At 37.5% G+C, this 25,163-nt stretch carries 24 protein-coding genes; 17 read left to right on the top strand and 7 right to left on the bottom strand.

What is annotated here, in order from left to right:
• Window positions 1-55 precede the first annotated feature (55 nt).
• From E4N78_RS10290 to E4N78_RS10270, 5 genes are all read left to right on the top strand, one after another.
• The gene (locus E4N78_RS10290; protein WP_255810459.1) at window positions 56-844 is read left to right on the top strand and encodes a class I SAM-dependent methyltransferase; all 789 of its coding nucleotides are present in this window, start codon (window positions 56-58) and stop codon (window positions 842-844) included.
• 194 nt (window positions 845-1,038) lie between these two features.
• Window positions 1,039-1,878, top strand: coding sequence for an energy-coupling factor transporter transmembrane component T (locus tag E4N78_RS10285; protein WP_255810457.1), 840 nt, complete (start codon window positions 1,039-1,041; stop codon window positions 1,876-1,878).
• 11 nt (window positions 1,879-1,889) lie between these two features.
• Window positions 1,890-3,398, top strand: a complete 1,509-nt coding sequence (locus E4N78_RS10280) for an ABC transporter ATP-binding protein (RefSeq protein ID WP_255810456.1) — start codon at window positions 1,890-1,892, stop codon at window positions 3,396-3,398.
• Window positions 3,399-3,413: 15 nt separating this feature from the next.
• Window positions 3,414-4,019 (top strand): MptD family putative ECF transporter S component, encoded by a 606-nt coding sequence (locus E4N78_RS10275; protein WP_002668121.1) that lies wholly within the window; start codon window positions 3,414-3,416, stop codon window positions 4,017-4,019.
• Between the two features lie 295 nt (window positions 4,020-4,314).
• Window positions 4,315-4,866, top strand: coding sequence for a GNAT family N-acetyltransferase (locus E4N78_RS10270; RefSeq protein WP_255810455.1), 552 nt, complete (start codon window positions 4,315-4,317; stop codon window positions 4,864-4,866).
• Between the two features lie 27 nt (window positions 4,867-4,893).
• Here E4N78_RS10270 and E4N78_RS10265 read toward each other — a convergent pair whose 3' ends face one another.
• From E4N78_RS10265 to E4N78_RS10255, 3 genes are read right to left on the bottom strand one after another with little or no spacing between them, the layout of a single operon-like run.
• Window positions 4,894-5,574 (bottom strand): zinc metallopeptidase, encoded by a 681-nt coding sequence (locus tag E4N78_RS10265; RefSeq protein ID WP_255810454.1) that lies wholly within the window; start codon window positions 5,572-5,574, stop codon window positions 4,894-4,896.
• Window positions 5,575-5,592: 18 nt separating this feature from the next.
• Entirely contained in the window at window positions 5,593-6,303 is a 711-nt protein-coding gene (locus E4N78_RS10260; protein WP_255810453.1) for a hypothetical protein, read from the bottom strand.
• 44 nt (window positions 6,304-6,347) lie between these two features.
• Window positions 6,348-6,725: an FMN-binding protein gene (locus E4N78_RS10255; protein WP_255810452.1), complete on the bottom strand. Its 378-nt coding sequence runs from the start codon at window positions 6,723-6,725 to the stop codon at window positions 6,348-6,350.
• Window positions 6,726-6,856: 131 nt separating this feature from the next.
• Here E4N78_RS10255 and metK point away from each other — a divergent pair, with 131 nt between their 5' ends.
• From metK to E4N78_RS10225, 6 genes are all read left to right on the top strand, one after another.
• Window positions 6,857-8,026, top strand: a complete 1,170-nt coding sequence (gene metK, locus E4N78_RS10250; RefSeq protein WP_255810451.1) for a methionine adenosyltransferase — start codon at window positions 6,857-6,859, stop codon at window positions 8,024-8,026.
• A 49-nt stretch (window positions 8,027-8,075) separates the two neighbouring features.
• Entirely contained in the window at window positions 8,076-9,389 is a 1,314-nt protein-coding gene (locus E4N78_RS10245; protein ID WP_255810450.1) for a hexokinase family protein, read from the top strand.
• 317 nt (window positions 9,390-9,706) lie between these two features.
• The gene (locus tag E4N78_RS10240) at window positions 9,707-10,795 is read left to right on the top strand and encodes an IS110 family RNA-guided transposase (protein ID WP_255810449.1); all 1,089 of its coding nucleotides are present in this window, start codon (window positions 9,707-9,709) and stop codon (window positions 10,793-10,795) included.
• A gap of 272 nt (window positions 10,796-11,067) precedes the next feature.
• Window positions 11,068-12,117: a YedE family putative selenium transporter gene (yedE, locus tag E4N78_RS10235; RefSeq protein WP_255810448.1), complete on the top strand. Its 1,050-nt coding sequence runs from the start codon at window positions 11,068-11,070 to the stop codon at window positions 12,115-12,117.
• A gap of 20 nt (window positions 12,118-12,137) precedes the next feature.
• The gene (locus tag E4N78_RS10230; protein WP_255810447.1) at window positions 12,138-12,347 is read left to right on the top strand and encodes a sulfurtransferase TusA family protein; all 210 of its coding nucleotides are present in this window, start codon (window positions 12,138-12,140) and stop codon (window positions 12,345-12,347) included.
• Complete coding sequence (locus E4N78_RS10225) at window positions 12,347-12,607, top strand: putative Se/S carrier protein (RefSeq protein WP_002675925.1); 261 nt, start codon at window positions 12,347-12,349, stop codon at window positions 12,605-12,607. The genes E4N78_RS10230 and E4N78_RS10225 overlap by 1 nt, the downstream gene beginning before the upstream one ends.
• Before the next feature lie 58 nt (window positions 12,608-12,665).
• Here E4N78_RS10225 and E4N78_RS10220 read toward each other — a convergent pair whose 3' ends face one another.
• A complete protein-coding gene (locus tag E4N78_RS10220) occupies window positions 12,666-13,289 on the bottom strand; it encodes an FMN-binding protein (RefSeq protein ID WP_255810446.1) in 624 nt (207 codons plus the stop codon).
• 278 nt (window positions 13,290-13,567) lie between these two features.
• Here E4N78_RS10220 and selD point away from each other — a divergent pair, with 278 nt between their 5' ends.
• Window positions 13,568-14,632, top strand: coding sequence for a selenide, water dikinase SelD (gene selD / locus E4N78_RS10215; RefSeq protein ID WP_255810445.1), 1,065 nt, complete (start codon window positions 13,568-13,570; stop codon window positions 14,630-14,632).
• On the opposite strand, the gene E4N78_RS10210 is transcribed toward selD, so the two are convergent.
• The gene (locus tag E4N78_RS10210; protein ID WP_255810444.1) at window positions 14,629-15,795 is read right to left on the bottom strand and encodes an aminotransferase class V-fold PLP-dependent enzyme; all 1,167 of its coding nucleotides are present in this window, start codon (window positions 15,793-15,795) and stop codon (window positions 14,629-14,631) included. The two genes, selD and E4N78_RS10210, sit on opposite strands and share 4 nt — an antisense overlap.
• 223 nt (window positions 15,796-16,018) lie before the next feature.
• Here E4N78_RS10210 and E4N78_RS10205 point away from each other — a divergent pair, with 223 nt between their 5' ends.
• The 4 genes from E4N78_RS10205 (at window position 16,019) to E4N78_RS10190 (ending at window position 21,664) form a co-directional block, all read left to right on the top strand.
• Entirely contained in the window at window positions 16,019-18,931 is a 2,913-nt protein-coding gene (locus E4N78_RS10205) for an Eco57I restriction-modification methylase domain-containing protein (protein WP_255810443.1), read from the top strand.
• Window positions 18,924-19,784 (top strand): P-loop NTPase fold protein, encoded by an 861-nt coding sequence (locus E4N78_RS10200; RefSeq protein ID WP_255810442.1) that lies wholly within the window; start codon window positions 18,924-18,926, stop codon window positions 19,782-19,784. The genes E4N78_RS10205 and E4N78_RS10200 overlap by 8 nt, the downstream gene beginning before the upstream one ends.
• 148 nt (window positions 19,785-19,932) lie before the next feature.
• Entirely contained in the window at window positions 19,933-20,814 is an 882-nt protein-coding gene (locus E4N78_RS10195; protein ID WP_255810441.1) for a hypothetical protein, read from the top strand.
• Between the two features lie 211 nt (window positions 20,815-21,025).
• The gene (locus E4N78_RS10190; protein WP_255810440.1) at window positions 21,026-21,664 is read left to right on the top strand and encodes a PD-(D/E)XK nuclease domain-containing protein; all 639 of its coding nucleotides are present in this window, start codon (window positions 21,026-21,028) and stop codon (window positions 21,662-21,664) included.
• 28 nt (window positions 21,665-21,692) lie between these two features.
• On the opposite strand, the gene queA is transcribed toward E4N78_RS10190, so the two are convergent.
• Together queA and E4N78_RS10180 are read right to left on the bottom strand one after the other, a co-directional pair.
• Window positions 21,693-22,736, bottom strand: a complete 1,044-nt coding sequence (queA, locus tag E4N78_RS10185) for a tRNA preQ1(34) S-adenosylmethionine ribosyltransferase-isomerase QueA (RefSeq protein ID WP_255810439.1) — start codon at window positions 22,734-22,736, stop codon at window positions 21,693-21,695.
• Window positions 22,737-22,760: 24 nt separating this feature from the next.
• Window positions 22,761-23,663: an ankyrin repeat domain-containing protein gene (locus E4N78_RS10180; protein ID WP_255810438.1), complete on the bottom strand. Its 903-nt coding sequence runs from the start codon at window positions 23,661-23,663 to the stop codon at window positions 22,761-22,763.
• An 88-nt stretch (window positions 23,664-23,751) separates the two neighbouring features.
• On the opposite strand from E4N78_RS10180, the gene amrA reads away from it, so the two are divergent.
• Window positions 23,752-25,155 carry an AmmeMemoRadiSam system protein A gene (gene amrA / locus E4N78_RS10175; RefSeq protein WP_255810437.1) on the top strand — a complete coding sequence of 468 codons (1,404 nt, stop codon included), beginning with the start codon at window positions 23,752-23,754 and terminating at the stop codon, window positions 25,153-25,155.
• Window positions 25,156-25,163 lie beyond the last annotated feature (8 nt).

Raw genomic sequence — 25,163 nt, 5'->3', positions numbered from 1 at the left:
TTTCTAGCCCTATATGTGGACAGTATTGTTTTTTTATGTACAATGGTTTTGAGATATGAAAAAAGAAAAATTGAGCGGGCCTGATGGCTTTGAAATTTACTATTCTTCAATGTTTGGAGAGAGGTGGCCTATTCTTAAGGCTTCTTTATTAAAAGAAAGCAAGGCTGTTGCTTATGATAAAAATTTAACAAAAACTTATTATCTGGACTATGCGAGTGTTCAGGCCGCTATGGCTCTTCCTTCGCTTGAGGATGGCTGCTGTCTTGATATGTGCGCCGCTCCAGGCGGTAAAACTCTTGTGCTCTTAAACAAAATGGGAGGAGAGATACAGGCTAATGAGATTTCTGCCGAAAGACGGAATCGGCTTATAAGGGTTTTGGATGAACATGTGCAAGAAAAAGACCGGAACCGCATAAAAGTTTCTTCTTATGATGCAGCCCGTATGCCCCGTTATTGTCACGAGGTTTATGAAAGGATTTTGCTGGATGCGCCTTGTTCTTCTGAAAGGCATGTTCTCCAAAATGAAAAGTATTTAAAACAGTGGACTGAGGCCCGTATAAAAAATCTTGTACAAAGACAATGGGCTCTTTTATCTGCGGCGTTTTTACTTTTAAAGCCTGCAGGCTTTTTGGTTTACTCTACATGTGCTCTCTCCGATGCTGAAAACGATAATTTAATAGAAAGATTGCTATCAAAATATAAGGATAAAGTAGAAACCGTACTTATCCCTCAAGATTCTTTTGTTCCAATAGTGCCTGAAAAAACTAAGTACGGATACCGCTTTCTTCCTGATCTGGCAGAGGGTTCAGGTCCTATATATTTTTCTCTTATTAAAAAGAAATAAAGCCCTGTAATTTTAAATTTATTCTGAAGAGTTTAAAAATATTAATATAATAAGCTGCTTTTATTTCCATATATACCACCCAACCATTAATATCTGGTTATTTATTCTTATTGATTATTTTTTATTTATGGTGCGGTTACCCTGAGTGAAAAAATATATTGACAAAGTTGTAATTTTCGGTTAATATGTAGCCCATGTCTAACAATACGGTATGCTTAAATTCGGAGATAAAAGGCGTAATCTTTTATACCGAAAAATCAAACGAGTTTACAGCTCTGGCAGAGCAGATAAGAGTCTACACTTCAAAAAAACGGACTATCTTGGATCCGAGAACAATAGTGTTTTTGAACATTATGCTTTCACTCATAACTACGGTTTCTTCATCTATTTCTGCAAATATTTTTATTTTTTTGGTGTCTTTGGGCATTGTATGCCTTTTTAAGATGTACAAAAAGGCAGTAAAATATATCTTCATATTCTTTTTAGCGCTCGCTCTTCCTTTTGGGATAAAAGCCTTGTCCGGCCTTCCCATACAGTTTTTGATTAACTCCGTTTCTCTTATTGCCATGGGTGTGCAAAAATTTTTACCCTTCCTTATGGCGGCAATGGTAATTTTTAACAAGGTGGATACAAAAAGTCTCGTAAGCTCTCTAAACAAAATGAAGCTCCCAAAGGGAATAATGCTCGGCTTTACGGTTGCAGTACGTTTTTTGCCTACCATAAAAAAAGAGATGACCATAATCACAAACAGCATGAAAATGAGAGGAATCGAAATAGGAACAAAAAATATCTTTTTTCATCCGATTCAAAGTCTGGAGTACGCCCTCGTTCCGGTTCTTTTTAGAGCAACCTCGCTTGCAGACGACATGACTGCTGCAGCCCTCGTAAAAGGAGCCGAATCCCCAAAAACTTCAGCAGAGCTTTTTAAAATCAAATTCGGAATAATCGATTATGTCTTTGCCCTATCATCCATTTTTGTTGTCGGTGCCGCAATCATATTCGACTTCGATTCCGTATTTATGAGGCTCTTTTAAAGGACGATAAAATGAATACGGTAGTAGAATTAAAAGATGTTTCTTTTATATATGAATCCTCAAAAGACGGAAGAGCAAATTTAAAAAAGACTTCTCTTAATATCAAAAAAGGAGAATTCTTACTTGTTACGGGCATAAGCGGCTGCGGAAAATCTACGCTGACAAAATGCATCAACGGCCTTATTCCTCGGTTTTACGAAGGAGAATTTTCAGGTTCCGTTTTTATCAATGAAAAAGATATTTCGAATTTCAGCATAGATGAAATTTCAAAAGATATAGGCTCGGTTTTTCAGTCTCCTAAGAGTCAGTTTTTTACCGATGACGTAATTTCGGAACTCAGCTTTCCTTGCGAAAACTACGGAATTTCCCGCGATGAAATTATAGAAAGGATTGCCGAAGTTTGTTCCATTTTACATATCGAAAATCTTTTAACCGAAAAACTTGAGAGCCTCTCGAACGGACAAAACCAAAAAATAGCTATTGCCTCGATTTTAACCTTGAGACCTAAGATTATAGTCCTTGATGAACCCTCGTCCAATCTGGATTTTAACTCTATCCTCATTTTGGTCGATATTTTAAAAATTTTAAAACAAAGAGGCTTTACTATAATCATAGCGGAGCACCGCCTTCATTATCTAAAGGATCTTTTTGACAGAGTTATCTATATAAATGAAGGAAGTATACAAAACGAATACACTCGTGAAGAATTTTTAGCCCTTACAAATACGGAGTTAAATTCTAAAGGTTTAAGAAGTTTACATCTTTTTACAAATGAAAATGGTGCAGAACCCATCGGCCCTGTACATAATAAATTTAACTCCGATACGGAAGCCGAAAAAATATGCAGCCTTTCGGATATTTCGTTTTCGTTTAAAGACGGAACCGAAATTTTAAACTCGGTTAATTTAGACCTTTACAAAAACGACATTGCCGCCCTTACCGGAAAAAACGGAGCGGGAAAAACAACTCTCGCAAAAATCATATCGGGTATTTACCGCCAATCTGCCGGAAGCATTAAATTCGGTGACAAAATTTTGAACGAAAAGGAAAGAGTGAGCCGCACAAATTTTGTTCTTCAAGATGTTGAATATCAGCTTTTTGGTGCAGATGTTTTTTCCGAGCTTTTGATAGGAAACAAACAGCTTGAAAATGTAAATGGAAAAATAGAAAAAGCCTTAAAGAAGCTCAACCTTTACGATTATAAAGATGAGCATCCCTTTTCTCTTTCGATGGGACAAAAACAAAGGCTTATAATAGCGGCCACCTATGTTAGAGGCTGCCCGCTTACAATTCTCGATGAACCGACAAGCGGCTTGGATTACGGAAATATGGTCAGGGTGGGAGAACTTATCGAAGAGATAGCCGAGACTTCGGCAGTGCTTATAATAACCCATGATTTTGAATTTATCTCTAAGATATGCAACAGGTTAATTCTTTTAAAGGATAAAAAAATAGCCTTAGATTCGAGGCTTGAAAAAAACGATAAAAAACTGGAAAGTATTTTTTCCACATATTTATAAATTATGGAGGACTTTATGGAAAAGTCAAACAAATTTAAAACAAAGGATTTTGTTTTTATCGGAATAATGACCGTAGTTTATATTGCGGTCTTTATGGTCATAGGTTTTGTTACTGCGGCAATAAATCCCTTTTTACATGCCTTTTCGCCTGCTATCACCGGGCTTGTCGTCGGAACAATTTATTTGTTTTTGGCTATCAAGGTTCCCAAATTCGGTGTCTTTACGATCAGCCAGCTCTTGCTCATTATGATTGTTTTGATTTTGGGAATGGGATATCTTCCATGGTTGATAGGTATGTTTATCGGAGCCTTGCTGGGCGACATAGCAGCCAATACCTCAAAGTATAAGAACAAGTATACGATAGCCATTGCAAGCGGCTTTATATGCTTGGGAAGTGCTTCAGGAGGCGTTATTCCGGTTCTCTTCTTTGTAGAGCATTATAAAAAATTCTGCTTTGAAAGAATGCAGATGAATGAAGCTCAGGTGGAACAAAGCATTGCAGCAAGCGCAGGATACCTCGGAGTCATCATACTAATTGCGACATTTGTCTTGGGCTTTGCAGGAGTTCTTATAGGCTCCAAAATATTAGGAAAACATTTTAAAAATTCCGGAATAAAATAAGACAAAGGTCAAACACTAAATTCAAATGTCAATTAAATAAACCGCGGCGGACACAAAGAGCACAAGAGAATTTTAAGGATAATAATACTACGGCATCCTCAAATTTCTTTGCACTATTTACCAAGTTGTGCGGAAGCTCAACTCTCTCTGCGGTTTATTTGTCAATCAGCCAATCTTTAATAGTGCGTTTTTCTTGTAGCACTTATAAGAACAGTATTACATAATAGTAAGCATAAAACAAATTCTATTGACAACTCTACTTTTTTCAAATATAATTCAAAAAATTGGAGAAATTATGTACATCAAAAAGCTTATCGGAAAAAAATGTTATCTTGCCCCAATGAGGATTGAAGATGCGGAAAAATATGCTGTCTGGGCAAATGATCAGGAAGTGTCTGAATATCTTAACTTTGCTTCTTCGATTATAGGCCTTGAAGCCGAGCGCATTGTAATCGACAGGATTTCAAAAGAGCATAATTACGCAATAGTAGATTCCGAGACCGATGAACTTATAGGAAATATGGGGCTTATGAGTATCAATCATATGAATAGAACAGCCGAGATCGGTATCTTTATAGGTAACAAGGCCTACTGGTCAAAGGGATACGGTACCGAGGCTATGTGCCTTCTCATAAACTATGCCTATCAAAAACTAAATTTAAATAACATAATCTTAAATGTATATTCTTATAATGAAAGAGCTGTTAAGGCTTACGAAAAGGTTGGCTTTAAAAAAATAGGCGCAAGAAGAGGAGCTCTAATCCGTAACCGTAAAATGCACGACATAATCTTAATGGATATTATCCCTGAAGACTTTTACGCAAAGCATCCTGAGTTTGAAGTATAATAAAAATTATTCTTTGTTTAAGGCTTTTTACTTTCTATCCCGAGAAATTAAGATTAAGCGTACAAGGTTGGCGACAGCCGTTAAAGCAGAAGCTACATAAGTCAAAGCTGCTGCCGTTAGAACCTTTTTTACCCCTTTAAGTTCTTCTTGGTTTAAAACGGCATTGTGTTCCAATATTTTTAAGGCCCTCCTTGAAGCGTCGATCTCAACCGGCAGGGTTACAAGATAGAATAAAACTGCACAGGCAAAAAGGATTATACCTATATTTAAAAGAAAATTCATTTTGAAGATAATGCCTGCAAGGGCGAGGTAAGGACCGGCTGCCGAACCTATATTTGCAACCGGTACCAGCGTACTGCGTAAAACAAGGGGGCCGTATTTTTCTTTATCCTGAATAGCATGTCCGGTTTCATGGGCCGCAACTCCCACAGCAGCTATAGATGTTTGGTCATAAACAGGCTCCGAAAGTTTTAAAACCTTATTAGACGGGTCATAGTGGTCGCTTAAGCTTCCTGCCGTTTTTTGAATTCTTACCCCTAAAATAGAATTTGTTCTAAGTAAAAGAGAGGCTGCCTCTTTTCCCGATATCTTTCTCATAGTTTGTATTTGAGAATACTTTGAAAATGTTGCTTTTACTTTAAACTGAGCATATATTGACAGCAGTAAGGTGGGTACAACCAAAACCAGATAATAATAATCAAAATACATAAACTCCTCCAAATAAAATTAAAATTTAACCTCAATAAATATCGGCTCGTGCACACATAGTAATTCGGAAAGAGGAATGTCTACTGTTCCCTTGTTTCTGTTTTTTGAAACGCTTCCGAAAGGTTTTATTGTTATGCTGTTTATTTTTCGGGGGCATGTAAGCGAAATATTAAATTTCGATTTTTTGAGTTCTTTCGCCAGTTTTTCTCCATAGCCCTGCTTTATCAGGTCTTCATATTCTGCAGCACTTAAATTTTCACCGGTTATTGCAGGTGCCATTAAAAGATCTATATATTCTCTATCATCTTCCGAAAGCATATTAACAAATTCTTTTATATTTTCAGGACCTATGCTTAAATATAAAAGACCGGCTTTTATATCGGTTTTAACAAAGGCATTGTCATTATTCATGTCTTTGCTCATTATTTTTATCTTTGCATTGATACCTGCGATTGATTCGGTTGACATAGATAAAACCTTGATTCCTTTATCTTCAAGGGCTTTTTTGATTTCTTCCGTTTTGAAGATAGAAGAACTTTCTGCTTTTTCTGCATCGGTAAATTGAGCTGTATTTTCAAGAAGCATATCAACTGTTGCTCCGGTTTTTATATCGAGCGTGATAACTGCGTCACCGGATTGCTGAATAAAGATATCGGCTTTTGGGGCACATGCAGACAGAACAAAGATTGTTAAAGTAAAAAGACCTGTTATTTTTAAAATATTTTTCATTTTTTTCTCCATAATAATATAAAAAACAAAATAGGTTAAAGGTTTCACATTTCTTTTTCATCGGCAGAAAAGGCTGCTTTTTTTAGGGCATCATTTACTGCATCTAAAAGGGCTTTACTTGTGATTGTTGCCCCGCCTATTATATCAACATCGGTAGAATTGGATTCTATAATTTTTTTAGGCAAGAACTCAAAAACGGTATCGCTATAACCGGGAGTATCGGAATATTCCAAAATATCTATATTTTTTATTTCATTTTTTTCTATATGAACCCTTACACTTATGTTTCCCATGAGGCTTTCAGCCTTGCCTTCAAATATACCCGATATAAAATTTTCCTTTGATTTTCCCCCGCATGCAGCAAGAAAGAATAAAAAAGTCAAAATAAAAATTATATGCACAAAATCTGTTCTCTTATTCATATTTTAGGATTATAGTATAGAATTCAAATATTGTAAAGCTGTAGAATCGAGCTTAGGCATCTATTGAAAAAATACCTCTTTATGGATATAATGAACTTGTTGTATTCTTACAATTTTTGAGTGAGGTTAATATGAAAAACAATATAAATTATTTTACATCGGAGTCGGTAAGTGAAGGACATCCCGATAAGCTCTGCGATCAGATTTCGGATGCTGTTTTAGATGCCTGCTTAAAAGATGACCCTGAAAGCCATGTAGCCTGTGAAACCTTTGCCTCTACCGCTTTGGTGCTTGTCGGCGGAGAGATAACCACCAACACCTATGTAGATATTCAAGAGATTGCACGGACTATAGCCGAAGAAATAGGCTATACAAATACCGATTTCGGGTTGGATTGCCATTCTATGGCCGTTATGAATATGATTCATGCTCAGTCCCCCGACATTTCGCAAGGGGTAGACGGTACGGGGCTTGATGAATATAAGGGCCAGCAGGGGGCCGGAGATCAGGGTATGATGTTCGGTTTTGCCTGCAAGGAAACCCCGGAACTGATGCCTGCTCCCATTATGTTTTCGCACTCAGTATTGAGGTATGCGGCAAAGCTCAGAAAGGAAAAGGTTATTCCCTGGCTTCGCCCCGATTCAAAGACTCAGATTACCGTAAAATATGAGGGCTTTAAACCTATTAAGATAGACACGGTTGTGCTTTCTCATCAGCATTATCCCGATGTTCAATATGACGAGTTAAAAGATACTCTAATCAATCGGGTTATTAAGCCTGTTTTGGGACCGACCGGGCTTTTGGCCGATGATACCAAGTATTTTATCAATCCTACAGGCCGCTTTGTTATAGGAGGCCCCTTTGGCGACACAGGTCTTACCGGAAGAAAAATAATCGTAGACACCTACGGTGGAATGGGAAGACATGGAGGAGGCGCTTTTTCGGGTAAGGATCCGTCAAAGGTTGACCGCTCTGCTGCCTACATGGCCCGATACATTGCAAAGAACGTAGTAGCCGCAGACCTTGCACGCCGCTGCGAAGTTCAGTTAGCCTATGCAATCGGTGTTCCGTTTCCTGTTGCCGTAAGAGTTGATACTTTCGGTACGGGTGAAGTTCCTGAAGAAAAAATAGAAAGGGCAATAAAAGAAGTTTTTGACATGTCTCCGGCAGGCATCATAAAGACTCTGGATTTAAAGCGCCCCATCTATAAAGAAACGGCAGCCTACGGCCACTTCGGACGCCCCGAATTCTCATGGGAAAAAACCGACAAGACGGAAGCTCTAAAGAAGGCGATTAAATAAGCTTGTCTGTTCTTTATTTTTACAGTAAAGGTTTAAGGGAATTATTTAAATGAAAGAGATCGACGATTTTTTTAAGAGAAATAATTTTGATTATAAAATTGATATTGACTATGCAGCTTCAATCCTTTTGGAAGATATGAAAAATGGCTTGGAAAGCGAAGCTGAGTCTGTTTCTTCTATGGATATGATTCCCTTATGGAAAAATCTTCCCACCGATGTCCCTAAGGATAAAAAGGTAATAATCATCGATGCCGGAGGAACCAATTTTAGGGCCGGTATTGTCTATTTTGACAAAAAAGGAATGCCCGAAATTCTTTCTTTTTTTAAACATCCTATGCCTGCTCTTGACAGGGAAATGAGCAATGAAGAATTTTTTGACAGCATTGCAGAATACTTAGAGCCTTTAAAAGATGAGTCTGATATGATTTCTTTTTGCTTTTCCTATGCAATAAAGATTTTTCCCGACGGCGGCGGACAGGCTATTAAACTTTCAAAAGAAATAAAGCTGCCATATATCGGCGACTGTAAAATAAATGAGGGGCTTTTGCAAGCCTTATCTCGTAAGGGTTGGAAAAGAGTAAAAAAAATTATAATGGTGAACGATACGGCCGCAGTTCTTCAGTCCGGAATTTTTTCTGAAACCGATGATCAGAGTTTTGACTCTCACATAGGCTTTGTTCTAGGGACGGGTCTAAATTCTGCATATATCGAATACGGAAAAATTGAAAAACTCAAAACTACCGAATTTTACGATAGGCCTCAGATAATCGTATGTGAGTCGGGGAAGAGTAATAAGATTCCTCAAAGTAAATTCGATAAAATCTTATCTGAAAATTCTAATTTAAAAAACGAGTATTTTTTAGAAAGAATGTGTTCAGGCCGCTATCTTGGAGAGCTTTGTTCTATCGCTTTAAGGGCGGGTGCTGCCGAAGGAATTTTTTCGCCGCGGGTCAACAAGATGCTTTTAAATTCCTGTGATTTTTCAACTGAAGAAATTTCTTTGTTTTTAAAGGAACAAAATCACGATAAAAATATTTTTTCCGGTATAATCGAAGCTCATTCGGTTTCGGAAGACTATGTTAAAATCTATTCCATCTGTAAATGTTTTTTTGAGAGGGCAGGAAGGCTTTCAGCTGCCGTGATTGCTGCCGCCTGTATAAAAACCGGCAAAGGTAAATCGCCGGATAAGCCTATCTGTATAAGTGCTGACGGCTCAATGTTTTTAAAAGGTTTTTTGATTAAAGAAAGAATTTTTAAGAGTTTACACACCTGCTTGACCGAAAAAAAAGGAATTTACTTTGTTATTAAAACAAACGATGAGGCCGTAACCTTGGGTACGGCTCTTGCAGCCTTTTTAAATTAAATAATAAATCTTAATTTTTTTTAATATGTTGACATTTTATCTTCTTTTTGCTAAAATATGCCTAAATAAACATTAATGTTTTATGGGAGGTATGATAAAATAGTAAACAAACAAACGGTAATGTGATAAACTGAACTAAAAAGAAGTTCAGTGGAAACCAGGCAATAGTTCGTCATGTTTAGTGGAGGCAATGACCTCCGAATGGGAGAATGAAGAGCTTTTGCCGCATCATACAGTAGTCGTTAAAGACTGAATGGGAGATTGGAATATATTACCGAAAAGACTTTCCGCTGAAACACAAAGGGAGGGAGGTCGAAATGACATTTTTTATTGGTGTGGATTTGCACAAAACACAGTTTACAGTTCATGTAAGAACGGAAGAAAGGTCTGAAACCCTAAATCAGATAAGACAATATAAAACTGATGACAAAGGTTATGCCGACTTTATGACAAGAATAAAAGCTTACAAAGAAATCGGAGCTGTTGTAAAAATTGGAGTTGAATCAACAGGGAACACCCGTTTTTTCAAACACGAGGTAGAAAAGGCAGGAGCAGAAGTTACAGTCATAAATACTTTGAAGTTCAAGGTTATAACCGAATCTGCTAAAAAAACGGATAAGCATGATGCTTGTACAATTTCAGAGTTTCTATCAAAAGACATGCTGCCTGAAAGCTATCTTTGCAGTAAAGAAACTGAAAATATGAGGCGGCTTTTAAAGTCGAGGGAAAGGCTGGTTCGCTCGATAGTAGGACAAAAGAATGAAGTGCATGCTCTTTTGGTAAGCATGGGGCTAAAAGATGAAAGCCGGAGCCTGCAAAGTAAAAAAGGACGCCGGAAAGTTCTGGACGTCCTTGAGTCGAATAACGACAACGTGCTCGAGGCACAATCAGTACAACTGATGTTTGAAATTATAAGGCAAATGGAAGAAAGTGTCAAGATAATAGAAAAACAACTTACAGAATTGACAAAGGATGATCAAATGGTAAATCGTCTTTTGAGTATACGAGGTTGTGGAAAGATAACGGCATGGACCATAAGAGCCTATACTGAGGATATGGGAAGGTTTGCAAGTGCAAAAAAATATGCAGCCTTTTGCGGACTTGTTCCATGGGTGTCTGATTCTAATGAAAGTATTAGGCATGGAAAAATTACGAAGCGAGGCCCGCAGGAATTAAGAGTGAGCTTTGTACAATTGGTAATGGGTATAAGACGTTGCAAAGATACTGCCTGTTGGCGTTTAATGCAGCGTTATGAATATATGAAAACACATAAGGGCAGCGGAAAGTCAATCATAGCCGCTGCGAGGAAGTTGGCAGAGATTGTATGGGCAATGCTCAGCAATAAAGAAGATTTTGACTGTGAAAAGATGAAAGGAACATACAACCGTATGAATCTTGCAGTTTAATTTTTATCTGCCATCTATTTTAATTTTTTTTAAGAAAGTCGATTTTGTTTGTTGACTTTTTATGGGAGATCAAAATGCGTAAATGAGTGTATATCTTCGAAGTAATTTTACTTCCGGCTTATAATACGGAAACAAAAACGAAGGACTTTTTGCGAATTTTGCTTTTTCCGTCTCCTTCTTTTTGATCACTTTAAAATTGTCTTTTATAGCCTTTTTGTAAATTTATTTTGAAGTACTCATTATCTCTCAATCTTTTTTATGGAGGAGAGTTTATGAAAAAACATCTCATGGTTATTGTTACAGGTGCCGTGATCGGTATTGCGGCCCTCGTATTGGTTAGGTTCGGAAATCCGGGAAACATGGGTTTTTGTATTGCTTGTTTTTTGCGGGACATTGCCGGTGCTTTAAAATTGCATAATGCAGGAGTTGTGCAGTATATGAGACCTGAGGTAATCGGTCTTGTTATCGGTGCCTTTGTATTGGCCTTTGCAAAAAAAGAATTTAAGCCGAGAGGCGGTTCAGCTGCATTTACCCGATTTACCCTAGGTTTCTTTGTTATGATCGGAGCCTTGGTTTTCTTAGGCTGTCCTTTAAGAATGTTTTTACGTTTGGGAGCAGGTGATTTAAATGCTGTTTTAGGTTTAGTAGGCTTTATTGCCGGAATTGTAATCGGTATTTTCTTCTTAAATAAAAACTTTTCTCTTAGCAGGGCTCATAATCAGTCAAAGCAGGAAGGTGTAATTCCTATAATCGTTATGATTGTTTTCTTTGTACTCTTGGTTGCTTTCCCATCAGCTCTTGCTTTTAGCGAAAAAGGTCCCGGTGCTATGAAGGCTCCGATTTTCTTGGCATTGGCTATAGGTCTTGTTGTAGGCGGTTTTGCTCAAAGAAGCAGAATGTGTACTGTAGGCGGAATTCGAGATGCAATCATGCTTAAAGATTTTCACCTATTGTGGGGAAGCCTTACTATTTTGGTAACTGTTTTAGTAGGTTCATTAATTTTAGGTAAGTTCAATTTAGGTTTTGCCGGTCAGCCCGTAGCCCACACAGACGGCTTATGGAATGCCCTCGGAATGGTTTTAGTCGGCTGGGCAAGTGTCCTTTTGGGCGGCTGCCCTTTAAGGCAGCTCATCTTGACGGGTGAAGGAAACAGCGACTCCGCAATTACCGTTGCAGGGCTTATAGCCGGTGCTGCCTTTGCCCATAACTTCGGTCTGGCTTCTTCCGGTAAGGGACCGACAAGTGCCGGAATGATAGCTGTTGTTGTAGGTTTGATTCTTACAGCTTTTGTAAGTATCTATTATTCTTTGAAAAATAAATAAGTTTTTATTAGGAGAAGATTATGTCTGATATTATTGTAGATGCTCGAGGGCTTGCTTGCCCTGAGCCTGTGGTTTTAACCAAAAAAGCTCTTGCAGCAAATTCTGCCTTCGTTGTGTTGGTAGATAACGAAATATCAAAAGAAAATATAAAACGCTTTTGCGATAATTCAAAGGCTAAAACAAAGATTGAACCCAGTGATGACGGCTGGAAAATTGCCGTATCAAAATAATGAAAGAGTATTTAATTACCTTTCATACACATTATGATTCTCTTGTTTGCATGAGGGCCGTGAACAAAACGGATAATGCTAAGACAGGAGAATTGACTGCAAAACTTGTTCCGGTGCCGCGCTCTGTAAGTTCAAGCTGCGGCACTGCATTAAAATTAATTTTTAAAGAAGGCCTTGCTTTTGATAAAGATTATTTTAGTCAATTTGATTATGATGCTTTTTATTATTTAAGTGAAGACGGTAAGTACGTTGAAGTGTGATGGTGCGATTAAAGGCGGCAGCGTTGATAAACACTGTCGCCGCTTTTTTATTAAGAGATTATTTTGTTTTTAATGCATCCAATTTTTGTTTTAATTCTGCAAGGGCTTTTTCTATTTCTTCATAGGTTTCTAAGGTTTCCAGATGAGCTTTTCCTTCTTTAACGATTTTTTCCAACTTTTTTTGTTCTCCCTTTTTATAATTGTCGGGATTTTTGTAGTTTACAAGCTCCTTAAGTGAAGCATCAAGAACCAAAGCCTGTAAAACCGCATTTTTTACCGCAAGGGAAGCTGCTGTGGCTCCTCCTACGGCATCAACTCCCGGAGCTCCGGGGAAACCGACATTCATTTTTTTGACATCTTCTATGGAAAGGTTTTTATACTTTTCAAAACCTTTCCCTGACAAATATTTTTTCCAGTAAGCTTTGTTGCTTGCTGCGGCTCCTATAACATCTGCTGCGATAGATGCCTCCGTGTTTTTCTCGTCATCACTTACTTTGATGATTTTACCTTGGTCATCAACGGTTACATCGATACATACTGAATATCCATATTCATAATTAGTACCGGCAGGGGTCGAGCCAGCTACCTTTGCAGTCCCGTAAAGCATCTCCGGTTCGCAAGCAAAAGCAAATACTAAAATAGCTGTCACAAAGAATCCTATAGCTTTTATCTTTTTACTCATTTTTATCATATTCCTCCGTAAACAAGATTTTGTTAGCAAGAGTATACTCTTATATAATTAAATGTTCAATAGCTCTTTTTTTATCTTGACTATAAGTTAAAATTATGAGATACTATGGCTATCTTTAAAAATCTTGTCGGATTTTTAAAGATAGCCGACGAGTTTAAAATTAAGTCCTTATATTTTGATGACTTAATTTTAAACATCGCAAATAAGTTTAAGGAAACCCTCTAAAAACTGATGTTTTTAAAGGCTTCTTAATTATTCAGGAGGCTGATATGAGCTGTTCACTTATTAATGAAGATTTCGATTTATTAAAAGCTGCGAAAAATCCCGGCTGAGGTGCAAAGCTGAGTGCGGGTGCACTCGATAAACTTTTAAAAAATTTTTCCGTAAGGAATGACGATAATTTACTCGTAGGTTTTAATACTTCAGATGATGCTGCCGTCTATAAGATAAACGATGAAACGGCTCTTATATCTACTATAGATTTTTTTCCGCCGGTTTCAGGCGATCCTTATATATTCGGGCAAGTTGCCGCCGCAAATTCTTTAAGCGACATTTATGCGATGGGCGGGGAACCTAAGCTCGCCTTAAATCTTTTTTGTATTACCAAGGATATGCCTGAAGATATGATAAAAGAAATTTTACGAGGCGGTTTCGATAAGGTTTATGAGGCCGGTGCCATTGTTTGCGGAGGGCATACTATTTATGATGACTCGCCCAAGTATGGTTTGGCTGTAAACGGCTTTGTTCATCCTAAAAAGATTTTAGAAAATTCGACAGCAAAGGAAGGCGATGTTTTAATTTTGACGAAGCCTATAGGCACGGGCATTTTACTTACAGCTTCAAAGGCCGATATGTCGCCGCCGGAAGAACTTGACCGCTGTTATAAGATTATGGCTTTTTTAAATGCGAAGGCCCGCAACATCATGGTAAAATATAAAATAAATGCCTGTACCGACATTACCGGTTTCGGTCTTCTCGGTCATCTTTACGAGATGGGGAAGGGAAGCGGTATGAGCATTGAAGTCGATTATAAATCCGTTCCTATTTATAAATCCGTAATTGAAAGTGCCGAAATGGGTATGATGCCGGCAGGAGTTTACTCCAATAGAAATTTTGTGGGAGATAATGTTGTCTTTGAAAATGTTCCCCTTGCCTACCAAGACCTGATGTTCGATCCTCAAACTTCGGGAGGACTTTTGATTTCGGTAGACAAGGAAGATGCTGCCGCTCTTTACGAAGAACTATCGCAAGCTATGGAAAATACTCCCTGCGGCAAACCTGCAATTATAGGCCTTGTTACCAAGCGGGAAGAAAAAATTCTTAGGGTGAGTTAAGCCCTTGAGCAAAGCTCCTTTACTGCCCTTATTGCCGTTTCAATTTCTTCTTCTATTGTGAAGGGACCTGTGGAAAATCTTACCGTTCCTTGCGGGAATGTGCCGATGGATTTATGAGCTGAAGGCGAACAATGGAGGCCGCAGCGGGTAAGGATGCCGTATTTTTCTTCGAGAGCGGCGCCGGCTTCCGCATTGTCCATAAATTCGGAAAAGTCTATCGAAACAATTCCGACTCTGTTTTCGGCTGATTCTCCTCCCGCTATTTTTATCGGAAGGCCTTTTATTCCGTCCAAAAATAGTTTAAGCAGTTTTTGTTCGCGGTTGTGAATGTTTTGAATTCCGAAAGCCTCCAGCCATTTCAGGCTGTGGTGAAGACCTGCAATTCCGATTATGTTTTGAGTTCCGGCTTCAAATTTATCGGGCATAAAGGAGGGAGTTTCTTCCGAATCGGAAGCACTCCCTGTTCCGCCTGTGATGAGGGGCTCAACCTCTTTTGCAAAATCCTTATCGAATAAGATGCCTCCCGTTCCTTGGGGGCCGAGTAAGCCCTTATGTCCCGTAAAGCAAAAGGCTGCCGGTTTTAATTTTGCAAGGTCGACGGGAATGTGGCCGGCAGTTTGGGCTCCATCTATTACTAAAGGAATATTGTGCTTTTTTAAGATTGAGGCAATTTCTTCGATAGGTTGAATAAAGCCCGTTACATTTGAAGCATGTGAAAAAACGGCAAGGCGGGTTTCAGGCCTTATCATAGATTCGATTGAGGCGGTATCTACAAAGGCTCCTCCGTTTTTTAAGATTGCAGGAACGCGGTCAATCTTTACGCCTAATTTTTCCATTTGAACCAGAGGACGCATTACGGCATTATGCTCAAAGGAGCTTGTTAAAACTCTGTCGCCCGATTTGAGAAATCCCTTGATAATATAGTTTAGACTTGCCGTAACTCCCGATGTAAAAATAACATGGGTTGCCGGCTGAAAATTAAAGAGCTTACACAAGAGTTCTCTTGTTTCGATGACGGCAAGACCTGCTTCTTCGGTTTCGGTGTAGGTGCTGCGGTTAATATTTCCCGTTCCCATATTTAATGCCATCGCAAGAGCTTGATCTAGTCCGGGCGTCTTAGGAAAAGCTCCGGCCGCATTGTCTAAAAAGATACGCTTTTTCATAAGATTTATTATCCTCCGTTAAAACTTATTATACTTAGGATAGTTTTTTAAGTCAATTGAATGGGGGCAGGGATAATGGAATACAGGTTTAACGGCAAAGCTTTTACTGTCATTATATTTATAAAAACAGATAAAGTATTGAAATTATTTATCTTTCTCTATTCTTTTTATAAAAATGTGGTATAATCAAAGACAATTGTAAATTAGGCTTACGGAGTTGCTTATGAATGTTTTAGATGAACATATAATCGGCCTTACAAAGTTAACGGAACTGTTTGAAAAGAATAAAAAACAGTACAATACATCGGCTTATGATGAAGCAAATACCCGTACGGATTTTATTGACAAGTTTTTTGAACTTTTAGGTTGGGATATAAGGAATGAACAAGGTTATTCCGAGCAGTATAGGGAAGTGGTGCGTGAAGACAAGGTAACGATAGGCGGAAAGGTTAAAGCTCCCGATTATGCGTTTAGAATAGGCGGGGTGAGAAAGTTTTTTGTAGAAGCGAAAAAGCCTAGCGTTAATATCAAAGATGAACTTGAACCTGCGTTTCAGGTTAGGCGATACGGATATACGGCAAAGCTCCCCTTGTGCATACTTACCGATTTTGAAGAATTTGCCGTGTACGATACCCGCATAAAACCTTCGCCATCCGATAAACCGAGTGCTGCCCGTATCTTTTATTGTACATTCGATGAGTATCATAAAAATTTCGATTTTATTTTTAATACATTTTCAAAAGAAGCAATTCTAAAGGGAGATTTTGGCTCCTATGTTCAAGAGAAAAAAGGCAAAGGAGCTGCAACCGAGGTTGATAAGGAATTACTTAAACTGATTGAAAGCTGGCGGACGGATATTGCAAAAAATATTGCACTGCGCAATCCTTTATTGAGTATTTATCATCTGAATACTGCCGTACAAAAAATTATCGACCGTATTATTTTCTTGCGAATTGCAGAAGATAAAGAAATGGAAGAATATGGGCTTCTTAAAAAGATAACTGAAAGCGGTGCTGTCTATCAAAAGCTTCAAGGCGTTTTTGACAAAGCGGATGTAAAATACAATTCGGGACTCTTTAAACCGCATGATTGGCTTCGCAGTTTGATAATTGATGATGGGGTTCTTTCTTCCATTATAAATGGGCTTTATTATCCCGAATGTCCATACGAGTTTTCTATTTTACCGGTTGAAATACTCGGCAATATTTACGAGCAGTTTTTAGGCAAAACAATCAAATTCCGCAATATCGGAGGGAGGGTTTCTTCCGATAGGACGAACACCCGGCACACTGCGGTGATCGAAGAAAAGTCGGAGGTAAAAAAGGCAGGAGGTGTGTACTATACTCCTCAATACATTGTCCGCTACATTGTGGAAAATACCCTCGGCGTAAAGATAAAGGGACAAAGCCCTGACGCTGTTGCAAAGCTCAAAGTAGTTGATCCCGCCTGCGGTTCAGGTTCCTTTCTTGTTGAAGCGTACCAGCAGCTGCTGAATTATCATTTGGATTATTACTCAAACGAAAAGGAACGGAAGCAGGCTCTGAAAAACAGCCGCATTTATGAAACAGGGAAAAATATCTATAAACTCACCATTGAAGAAAAGCAGCGTATTTTGCTGAATAACATTTACGGAGTAGATATAGACAGTCAAGCTGTTGAAGTTACTAAGCTTTCTCTCTACTTAAAGCTGTTGGAAAATGAAGGCAGTGAAACTCAAGGGCTGCTTTTTAAGTTTTCAGACCTTACCCTTTTGCCCTCCCTCGATTCAAATATTAAATGCGGCAATAGTCTTGTCGGTTCCGACTATTATAACGAAAAAGATTTAAGTCTTTTTGACGATGAAGCAATGCGGAAAATCAACACCTTTGACTGGGACAAAGAATTTCTCGAAGTCTTTGCTCAAGGCGGTTTTGACTGTGTGATTGGGAATCCGCCGTATGTTTTTGCTCGTGAAAGTGGCGAAAAAGGTATGGGTGATGATGATAAACTATATTATTATTCAAAATATCAGACGGCAAAATATCAAATCAACTTATATCATTTATTTATTGAAAAGGGATGTTTGTTATTAAAGGATAACGGTATTTTTTCTTATATCATACCTAATAATTGGCTTACGGTAAATTCGAACAAGGACTTGAGAGAATTTATTTTACAAAAAGCAAATATATCAATTCTCAATTTTAAGTATAAAGTTTTTGAAGGAGCTGATGTTGATACGTGTATTCTCAAGTTTGAAAACAGTAAAAATAATAAGACTATTTCTTTATTGGAATGTATTGAAAAAGGTGAATATAAACTGATTTCAAAAACTGAAACTGACGTTTTCTTCGCAACAAAAGAATATATAATAAATATAGATCTGTTCAAACGTAGTGAATTTATAGCACTGATAAATAAAATTGAACAAAATACTTGCGAACTAAAAAACTATGCAGAGGTTAAAGCTGGTCTGCAAGCTTACGAAGTAGGTAAAGGAATACCTAAGCAGACTAAAAATATGAAAGATAAACGTGTATATCATTCACAAGAGAAACAAAATGATGACTATTACCGGTATTTAGATGGAAACGATGTAAAACGATATAGCATCACATGGGAAAACAGAGAATATCTAAAATATGGGAAGCATCTTGCTGCTCCTAGAAATAATTGGGATTTATTCTCTTCACCGAGAATTTTAGTGCGGCAAATTCCTTCAAAACCGCCATACTGCATTAATGCTTGTTATACAGAAAGTGTTATGTTAAATGATAGAAATTCAATGAATATCATTTACATCAAGTTTAATCCTAAATTTTTATTAGGATTATTAAATTCACGGCTCATGTCTTTTTGGTTTGAACATAAATTCGGAAAGTTATCACGAGGAATATTCCCACAGTTTAAAATTAACGAATTAGCAAGTTTTCCAATACCCTGTTCAACCGAAGAACAGCAATCTAGGCTTATCACTCTTGTTGACCAAATGCTTGAAACACAAAGTAGATTGCAGCAAGCCTTTTCCGATGAAGATAAAAAGCTTTTGGAACAACGGGCTGCAATTATTGACAAGCAGATAGACAATATGGTATATAAGCTGTATGGTTTAACGGAAGATGAAGTGAAGATTGTGGAGGGCTCAAAAAGTGAATGAGCATATAAAAGAGTATTGTGAAAACTTTATAGAATCAATTGATAATCCACAATTTGCAGTTTTTCTAAAGGGAAATTGGGGAACAGGTAAAACTTATTTTATTGATACTTTATTGGGAAAATATAAAACAAGTAATAAGCATAACAGCCCTGATATTGATGAATCACATATCATTAAGATAAGTTTATTTGGTGTAAAAAGTTATGATGATATTGATATAAAAATTTATGAAGCTATTCATCCGGTCTTATCATCTAATAGAATGAAAATCGCAGGGGCAGTTGCTCGCTCCGCCTTAAAACTGGGAACAAGTATTGATTTTAATGGAGACAAAAAAAATGATATAAGTATGACTATTGGCGGATTTTCGCTCGGTAAAGGCAAAACTGCAAAAAATATCGCTAAAAAACTTATTGTTGTAGACGATTTTGAACGGGCTTTATTAGAACCCTGTGAAATATTCGGCTATTTTTCAGAAATAATTGCACAGTCTAATACAAAAGTAATTTTTATTGGGAATGAAGAAAAAATTGCAGAAAAAAATGAACAAAAGAAAACGGAATATTTACAAATAAAAGAAAAAATTATAGGTATAGAATTTGAGATTGAACCGGATAGCGAGAGAGCTATCGATCATTTTGTTGAAATCTTGCCATTTCAAAATAAGGATTTTTTTAAGACTAAAACAAAAGAAATCATACAAAACCTTGGTTGTACTAATCTTCGAACTGTTTGGCAGGCTTTATATAATTTGCATTTACTAATTACGCTAATAGATGAAGAAATAGAAGATACCGATAAAGAATATATTTTTTCCATCTTCCTTGTATTATTATATACAAAAAAATCTTGAAGAAATTCATAAGGATGATCAGATTATTGATATTCTTTCAGGATATTTTAAACATAATTGTCCGTACAAAAAATATAAAGAACTGAAAGAAGAACGAAAAAAAGAAAATGAATATTTTTTCTTTTTAGATATTACGGAATATATCCCCTTGCTTTCATCTTGGCCTAGATTGATTTTTGACGGTTACTATAATAAAGAATGGCTTGTAAAAAACTATAAAGAAGAAAAAAATGCTATTAAAATAGAAAATGAGAAAACAGATAAGAATTTATTTAGATTATTGCGTAATTGGAGACATTTAAATAAAACTGATTTTGAACCGTTGATAAAACTGGTTTTTAAAGAATTTGACGAAGGAATGTATTTACATCCCGGTGAAATCCTGCATTTTGCAAGTATTATGATGCTGTTTTCAAAATGGAATTTAATTCCTGATACTATTGATACAATTTTCGAAAAAACTGAAAAGTTTTTAACAGCTTTTTCCGATAAAGTTATTCCTGTAATCGGCTGGGCATATTTAACGGAGGAATATGCCGGATATGGATATAATGCAGATTTTCCGGAATTTGAAAAAATTTGTGATAATCTCAGAGAATTAAATTCTGAAAATGTAAAAAAACATGCAAGTATCGATATACAAGAAGAATTAAAGCTTTTAAATACAGATGAAGGGGTAGGTATTTTCTGTAAAGATATTATGCATATAAATGGCAGCGGAAAATATTATAAACAGCCAATATTAAGTTTTTTAGATATGAAAGATTTCTATGATATTTTAAAAACTCTATCAATTGAAAATCAACAGAGAATATTATATTCTTTTACAGAGCGATATGGTAAAAGATATTCCAATGAACCTTTAGAAAAAGAATATTATCCTGATTATGAAAACTTAGAAATTTTATGTAATATATATAAATCCGATGTAAAAGAAACTTATTATAATCCGCAAGAAATGCTAAAAAACAACTTAGCAACAGAATGGGGCGAATTACTTTCATATTTTAAAAGAAAAATAAATGCTTAGTCATAATGAAACTGAGGAATTATAAATAATTTCAATTACGCAGGAGGCCTCTCAATGTCTTACGAAACAGTTATTAAGCAATTAAAACTTATATAAGGCGGTAAATCTAAATATCTCTCAATTCCGCCCTCCCCTCTGTCTTATAAAAATTAAAAAAATATGATATAATGACCAGATAGGTAATGTCAGGGAGATACTTGAAGATGCTGAGATGACCGAAAATGGCTTACAGGATTATCGTCCCGATATGGAAAATCCCATACCGATTTTGTTTCAGGCAGGGTATTTGACTATAAAAAGTTTTGACACCGAATTCGGATTTTATAAGTTAGGTTTTCCGAATGATGAGGTAAAATACGGCTTTTTGGATAACCTTGTACCGGCATTTACCTCAATAGCAAAAGATGCAAGCGGTTTGTTTGTCGCAAATTTTTTAAGGGATTTGCGGAGCGGAAATATAGATTCTTTTATGGAGCGTATGTATACAGCTTGTGCAGGACTGCCATATAGCCTTGCTGCAAAAGGCAACACCAATATGAGGGAGCGGGACTATCAAATTGCCTTTTATATCCTTTTCAGTTTGATGGGGCAGTTTGCTCAAACGGAGGTAGTAAGCTCAAAAGGACGAGCCGATTGTGTTGTGCACACTTCCGATGCCGTTTATATTTTTGAATTTAAATTGATGGGAAGCGGAACTCCTCAGGAGGCAATTCAACAAATAAAAGAAAAGGGATATGCCGAACCCTACAGGATGAGCGGTAAAAAAATAATTCTAGTAGGAGCCGTATTCGGTGACGGTATAGATTCGGACTCGCCCAATAACTGGATTAGTGAAGAATTGTCCATATAATCAAGCGAGGTCTGCCTTGTGGTACCCCCTACAAAATCAGCATTGCATCCCCATAAGAAAAGAATTTATATTTTTCTTCGACGGCATGGCGGTAGGCTTTAAAAATATTTTCTTTTCCTGCGAGGGCGGAAACCAGCATTACGAGGCTCGACTCCGGGGTGTGAAAATTGGTAAAGAGCTTATCTATCAGCTTAAACTTATATGAGGGGTAAATAAAAATATTCGTAGCCTGATTGCCCCGTTTTAATTCTTTTCTTTTTTCGTCCCATGCGGATTCGAGGGTGCGCACGGTGGTCGTTCCTACAGCTATAATAGGCCTTCCTTCCTTCTTGGCTTTTTCAACGGTCTGAGCCGTTTTTTCCGAAATAAAAAAATGTTCGGTGTGCATTTTATGGTCTTCTATTTTTTCAGCCCGTACGGGAAGAAAGGTGCCGAGTCCCACATGGAGGGTTACATATTCAATATCGATTCCCTTATCCCTTATTTTTGAAAGCACTTCTTGTGTAAAGTGGAGGCCGGCAGTGGGAGCCGCAATCGAGCCGTAGATTTCTGCATAGACGGTCTGATAGCGGTCTGCGTCTTCTTGGGTGTCTTTTCGGTGAATGTAGGGAGGCAGGGGCATGTGTCCGTATTTATCGAGCCACTCATCATCGATAACCCTATTGAATTTCATACAGCGGAATTCGCTTTCGAGAGGTATCTCGGACTCGATTATTTCAGCTTCCGTTCCGTCTTCAAATAAAAAGGTCTTCCCGGGTTTTTGGCGTTTTGCTTTTTTTGCCATAACCTGCCAAAGGGAACCGTCCGAGTCCTTCATAGGATTAATCATTAAAAATTCGCATATTGCATTTGTCTTGCTTTTTGCATAAATGCGGGCATGACGCACCTTCGAGTTATTAAAAACCATCAGGGCATTTTTTGGAAGAATTTCCGGAAGCTCCGTAAAAAGCCGGTCTTCAAGTTTTCCGCTTTGTTTGTCTAAAATTAAAAGTCTGTCGCCGCCTCTTTTTTCGGAGGGAGATTGAGCTATCAGCTCTTCGGGCAAGTCAAAGTTAAATTCTTTTGTAAGCATAGTTTTCCATCAAAATAAGTGTTGTTAGTTTGTTTGTTCACCAAACAAGGATAAAATTTTTTTATCCCCGAAGAGTTTTGCATACCCAAGGGCAGACATACCTAGACCATCCTTGATATTATAATCGGCTCCGTGCTTTACAAGCATTTCCACAATATCGGCTTCATGACGGCCTACCGAAAGAATCAGGGCTGTTTGTCCGTCCTTGCTTTGAATATTGGTATCGGCTTTTTTTTCGAGGAGGGCTTGTACCGCTTCAAGGTATCCGACTTGAGCCGCATCCATCAGGGCCGTGTAGTTTCTGTCTTCGGCACAAAGGTTTATTGCCGCCCCTCTTTCAAGCAGGAGTTCAAGCGTTTCCAAACATTTGTTTCTTACGGCAAGGGATAGAACCGGTGTTCCGAGGGAATCTTTTTGCGAAGGGTCAAAGCCTGCGTCGATAAAAAGTTCTACGATTTCTTTTTCGTTATTTTTAACCGCACGCACATAATTCGGAATAAAAAGAGAATAGCCGTTTTCTAAAAGTTTTGCACGGGCCAGCTCTTTAAGCTGATTTTCCGTAAAGCGTTTTTTTTCTACCTCAAAATAGGACTCAAAGGACTTAATTGTCAGCATAACAAAAGAACGCAAAAAGTTCTTAGGCAGTTCTAGCTTTTCGCTTTCTTCAAGTACAAGAACCGGAAGATTTAAACCTGTGGCATAGCCCGAAAAAAACATAAAGCCCAAATAGGCAGCAGGATTTTTATTGTAAATAAAGAGAACATGAGTAATGTTTTTCATAATATGGCGCGGCGTGTGCAAATTTTCATCTTTCCATATCTCATCTTCATTGTATAAAGTTACATCACATTCGTGGGATATGATTATATTTTTAATAGCCATCGCTGCGTCTTTTTTCTTTTCATCATAGAAAATAGCGACATTCATAAAGCTTATTATATCTTCTTATAAAAAAAAAGTAAATAGAAGAGATTTTATGCTGGTATAATTTTAAAAACTATATTATAATAATTCTATGAGAAAAAAAGAGCTTTGTTCGATAGATACTAATCTAAGGGCTGCATATATCACCCCTCATCCTCCGATTATAATTCCCGAAATAGGCAGGGGAGAGGAGAAAAAAATAGCTTCAACTTCTAAGGCTCTTAAAACCATATCGAAAGAAGTAAGGCAAATAGAACCTGAAACTATTATAATCATTACTCCACATGCAAAAATGCATCGAGGGGCGGTTACAATAAATACGGCTCCGGTTATCGAAGGAACTATGGCTCAATTCGGTTGTCCCGATTTGCGCTTTTCAGCAAAAAACGATGAGCGGATTGTAAAAGAAATAATCAAAAAATGTAAAAAGACGGGTTTTCCTTATGCGGCTGTAGATATGAATCTCGATCACGGCTCCTTTGTTCCGCTTTATTTTATAAGCTCAGAGTTTTTAAATTTTTCTCTTGTGCATATAAATTACGGAATTATGTTGAGCGCAATGCTTGAAGAATTCGGGTCAATTCTTTCCGATATTATTGAAGAAAAAAAATGCAAATCAGTTTTTATTGCGAGCGGAGATCTTTCACATCGGCTTCTTTCTACAGGCCCTTACGGTTTTGCTCCTGAAGGACCCAAATTCGATAAGGAATTTGTAAGAATTATAAAAGAGGGCAGTCTTTCCGAATTTGCCGATATTCCTCCTTTGCTTACCGAAAGGGCGGGGGAGTGCGGGCTTAATTCTTTTTTAATTTTGTCGGGACTTTTGTCCTGTTATAAACATTCTCAAGAGCTGCTTTCCTACGAGGGCCCATTCGGAGTCGGATACGGTGTTGCTCGATTTAAGGTTGAATCTATAAGGCAGACTGAAGATGAGGACTTAGAGGTTGTTTTTAAAGGAAAAAAGAACTTTATATTGCCCGATTCTCAAACAAAAGACCCTTATATAAATCTTGCGCGAAGGAGTATTATCTACTATTTAAAGCATAATAAGTTTTTAAAACCTAAGAATACCGAGGGTATTCAATCAGGAAAGGCCGGTGTTTTTGTATGCTTAAAGAAAAAAGGTGAGCTTCGAGGATGTATAGGTACAATACTTCCTACCAAAAGCCGCATAAGTGAAGAAATAATTAAAAATGCAGTATCGGCAGCCTTGAGTGATCCACGGTTTCCTTCCGTCGATTTATCCGAAATGGACGAAATTGTCTGTTCTGTCGATATTCTTTTAGAACCTGAAGAAATAAAATCGATTTCGGATTTGGATGTAAAACGCTTCGGTGTAATAGTCTCATCGGGTTCGAGGACAGGTCTTCTTTTACCCAACCTTGAAGGTATCGATTCCGCCGGTATGCAGGTCGCCATAGCCCTTCAAAAAGGCGGAATAAGCCCCGAAGAACCTTACCGCATGTACCGCTTTGAAGTTATAAGGCATGAGTAGCTTTATAA

The sequence above is a fragment of the Treponema denticola genome, from assembly GCF_024400535.1.
GTDB lineage: Bacteria > Spirochaetota > Spirochaetia > Treponematales > Treponemataceae > Treponema_B > Treponema_B denticola_C.
This window is presented reverse-complemented; position numbering and strand designations above follow the sequence as displayed.

Bases quoted from the DNA above. Each gene is read 5' to 3' on its own strand.
- E4N78_RS10290 (WP_255810459.1), top strand. From the start codon at position 56: ATGAAAAAAGAAAAATTGAGCGGGCCTGATGGCTTTGAAATTTACTAT.
- E4N78_RS10285 (WP_255810457.1), top strand. From the start codon at position 1,039: ATGTCTAACAATACGGTATGCTTAAATTCGGAGATAAAAGGCGTAATC.
- E4N78_RS10280 (WP_255810456.1), top strand. From the start codon at position 1,890: ATGAATACGGTAGTAGAATTAAAAGATGTTTCTTTTATATATGAATCC.
- E4N78_RS10275 (WP_002668121.1), top strand. From the start codon at position 3,414: ATGGAAAAGTCAAACAAATTTAAAACAAAGGATTTTGTTTTTATCGGA.
- E4N78_RS10270 (WP_255810455.1), top strand. From the start codon at position 4,315: ATGTACATCAAAAAGCTTATCGGAAAAAAATGTTATCTTGCCCCAATG.
- E4N78_RS10265 (WP_255810454.1), bottom strand. From the start codon at position 5,574: ATGTATTTTGATTATTATTATCTGGTTTTGGTTGTACCCACCTTACTG.
- E4N78_RS10260 (WP_255810453.1), bottom strand. From the start codon at position 6,303: ATGAAAAATATTTTAAAAATAACAGGTCTTTTTACTTTAACAATCTTT.
- E4N78_RS10255 (WP_255810452.1), bottom strand. From the start codon at position 6,725: ATGAATAAGAGAACAGATTTTGTGCATATAATTTTTATTTTGACTTTT.
- metK (WP_255810451.1), top strand. From the start codon at position 6,857: ATGAAAAACAATATAAATTATTTTACATCGGAGTCGGTAAGTGAAGGA.
- E4N78_RS10245 (WP_255810450.1), top strand. From the start codon at position 8,076: ATGAAAGAGATCGACGATTTTTTTAAGAGAAATAATTTTGATTATAAA.
- E4N78_RS10240 (WP_255810449.1), top strand. From the start codon at position 9,707: ATGACATTTTTTATTGGTGTGGATTTGCACAAAACACAGTTTACAGTT.
- yedE (WP_255810448.1), top strand. From the start codon at position 11,068: ATGAAAAAACATCTCATGGTTATTGTTACAGGTGCCGTGATCGGTATT.
- E4N78_RS10230 (WP_255810447.1), top strand. From the start codon at position 12,138: ATGTCTGATATTATTGTAGATGCTCGAGGGCTTGCTTGCCCTGAGCCT.
- E4N78_RS10225 (WP_002675925.1), top strand. From the start codon at position 12,347: ATGAAAGAGTATTTAATTACCTTTCATACACATTATGATTCTCTTGTT.
- E4N78_RS10220 (WP_255810446.1), bottom strand. From the start codon at position 13,289: ATGAGTAAAAAGATAAAAGCTATAGGATTCTTTGTGACAGCTATTTTA.
- E4N78_RS10210 (WP_255810444.1), bottom strand. From the start codon at position 15,795: ATGAAAAAGCGTATCTTTTTAGACAATGCGGCCGGAGCTTTTCCTAAG.
- E4N78_RS10205 (WP_255810443.1), top strand. From the start codon at position 16,019: ATGAATGTTTTAGATGAACATATAATCGGCCTTACAAAGTTAACGGAA.
- E4N78_RS10190 (WP_255810440.1), top strand. From the start codon at position 21,026: ATGACCGAAAATGGCTTACAGGATTATCGTCCCGATATGGAAAATCCC.
- queA (WP_255810439.1), bottom strand. From the start codon at position 22,736: ATGCTTACAAAAGAATTTAACTTTGACTTGCCCGAAGAGCTGATAGCT.
- E4N78_RS10180 (WP_255810438.1), bottom strand. From the start codon at position 23,663: ATGAATGTCGCTATTTTCTATGATGAAAAGAAAAAAGACGCAGCGATG.
- amrA (WP_255810437.1), top strand. From the start codon at position 23,752: ATGAGAAAAAAAGAGCTTTGTTCGATAGATACTAATCTAAGGGCTGCA.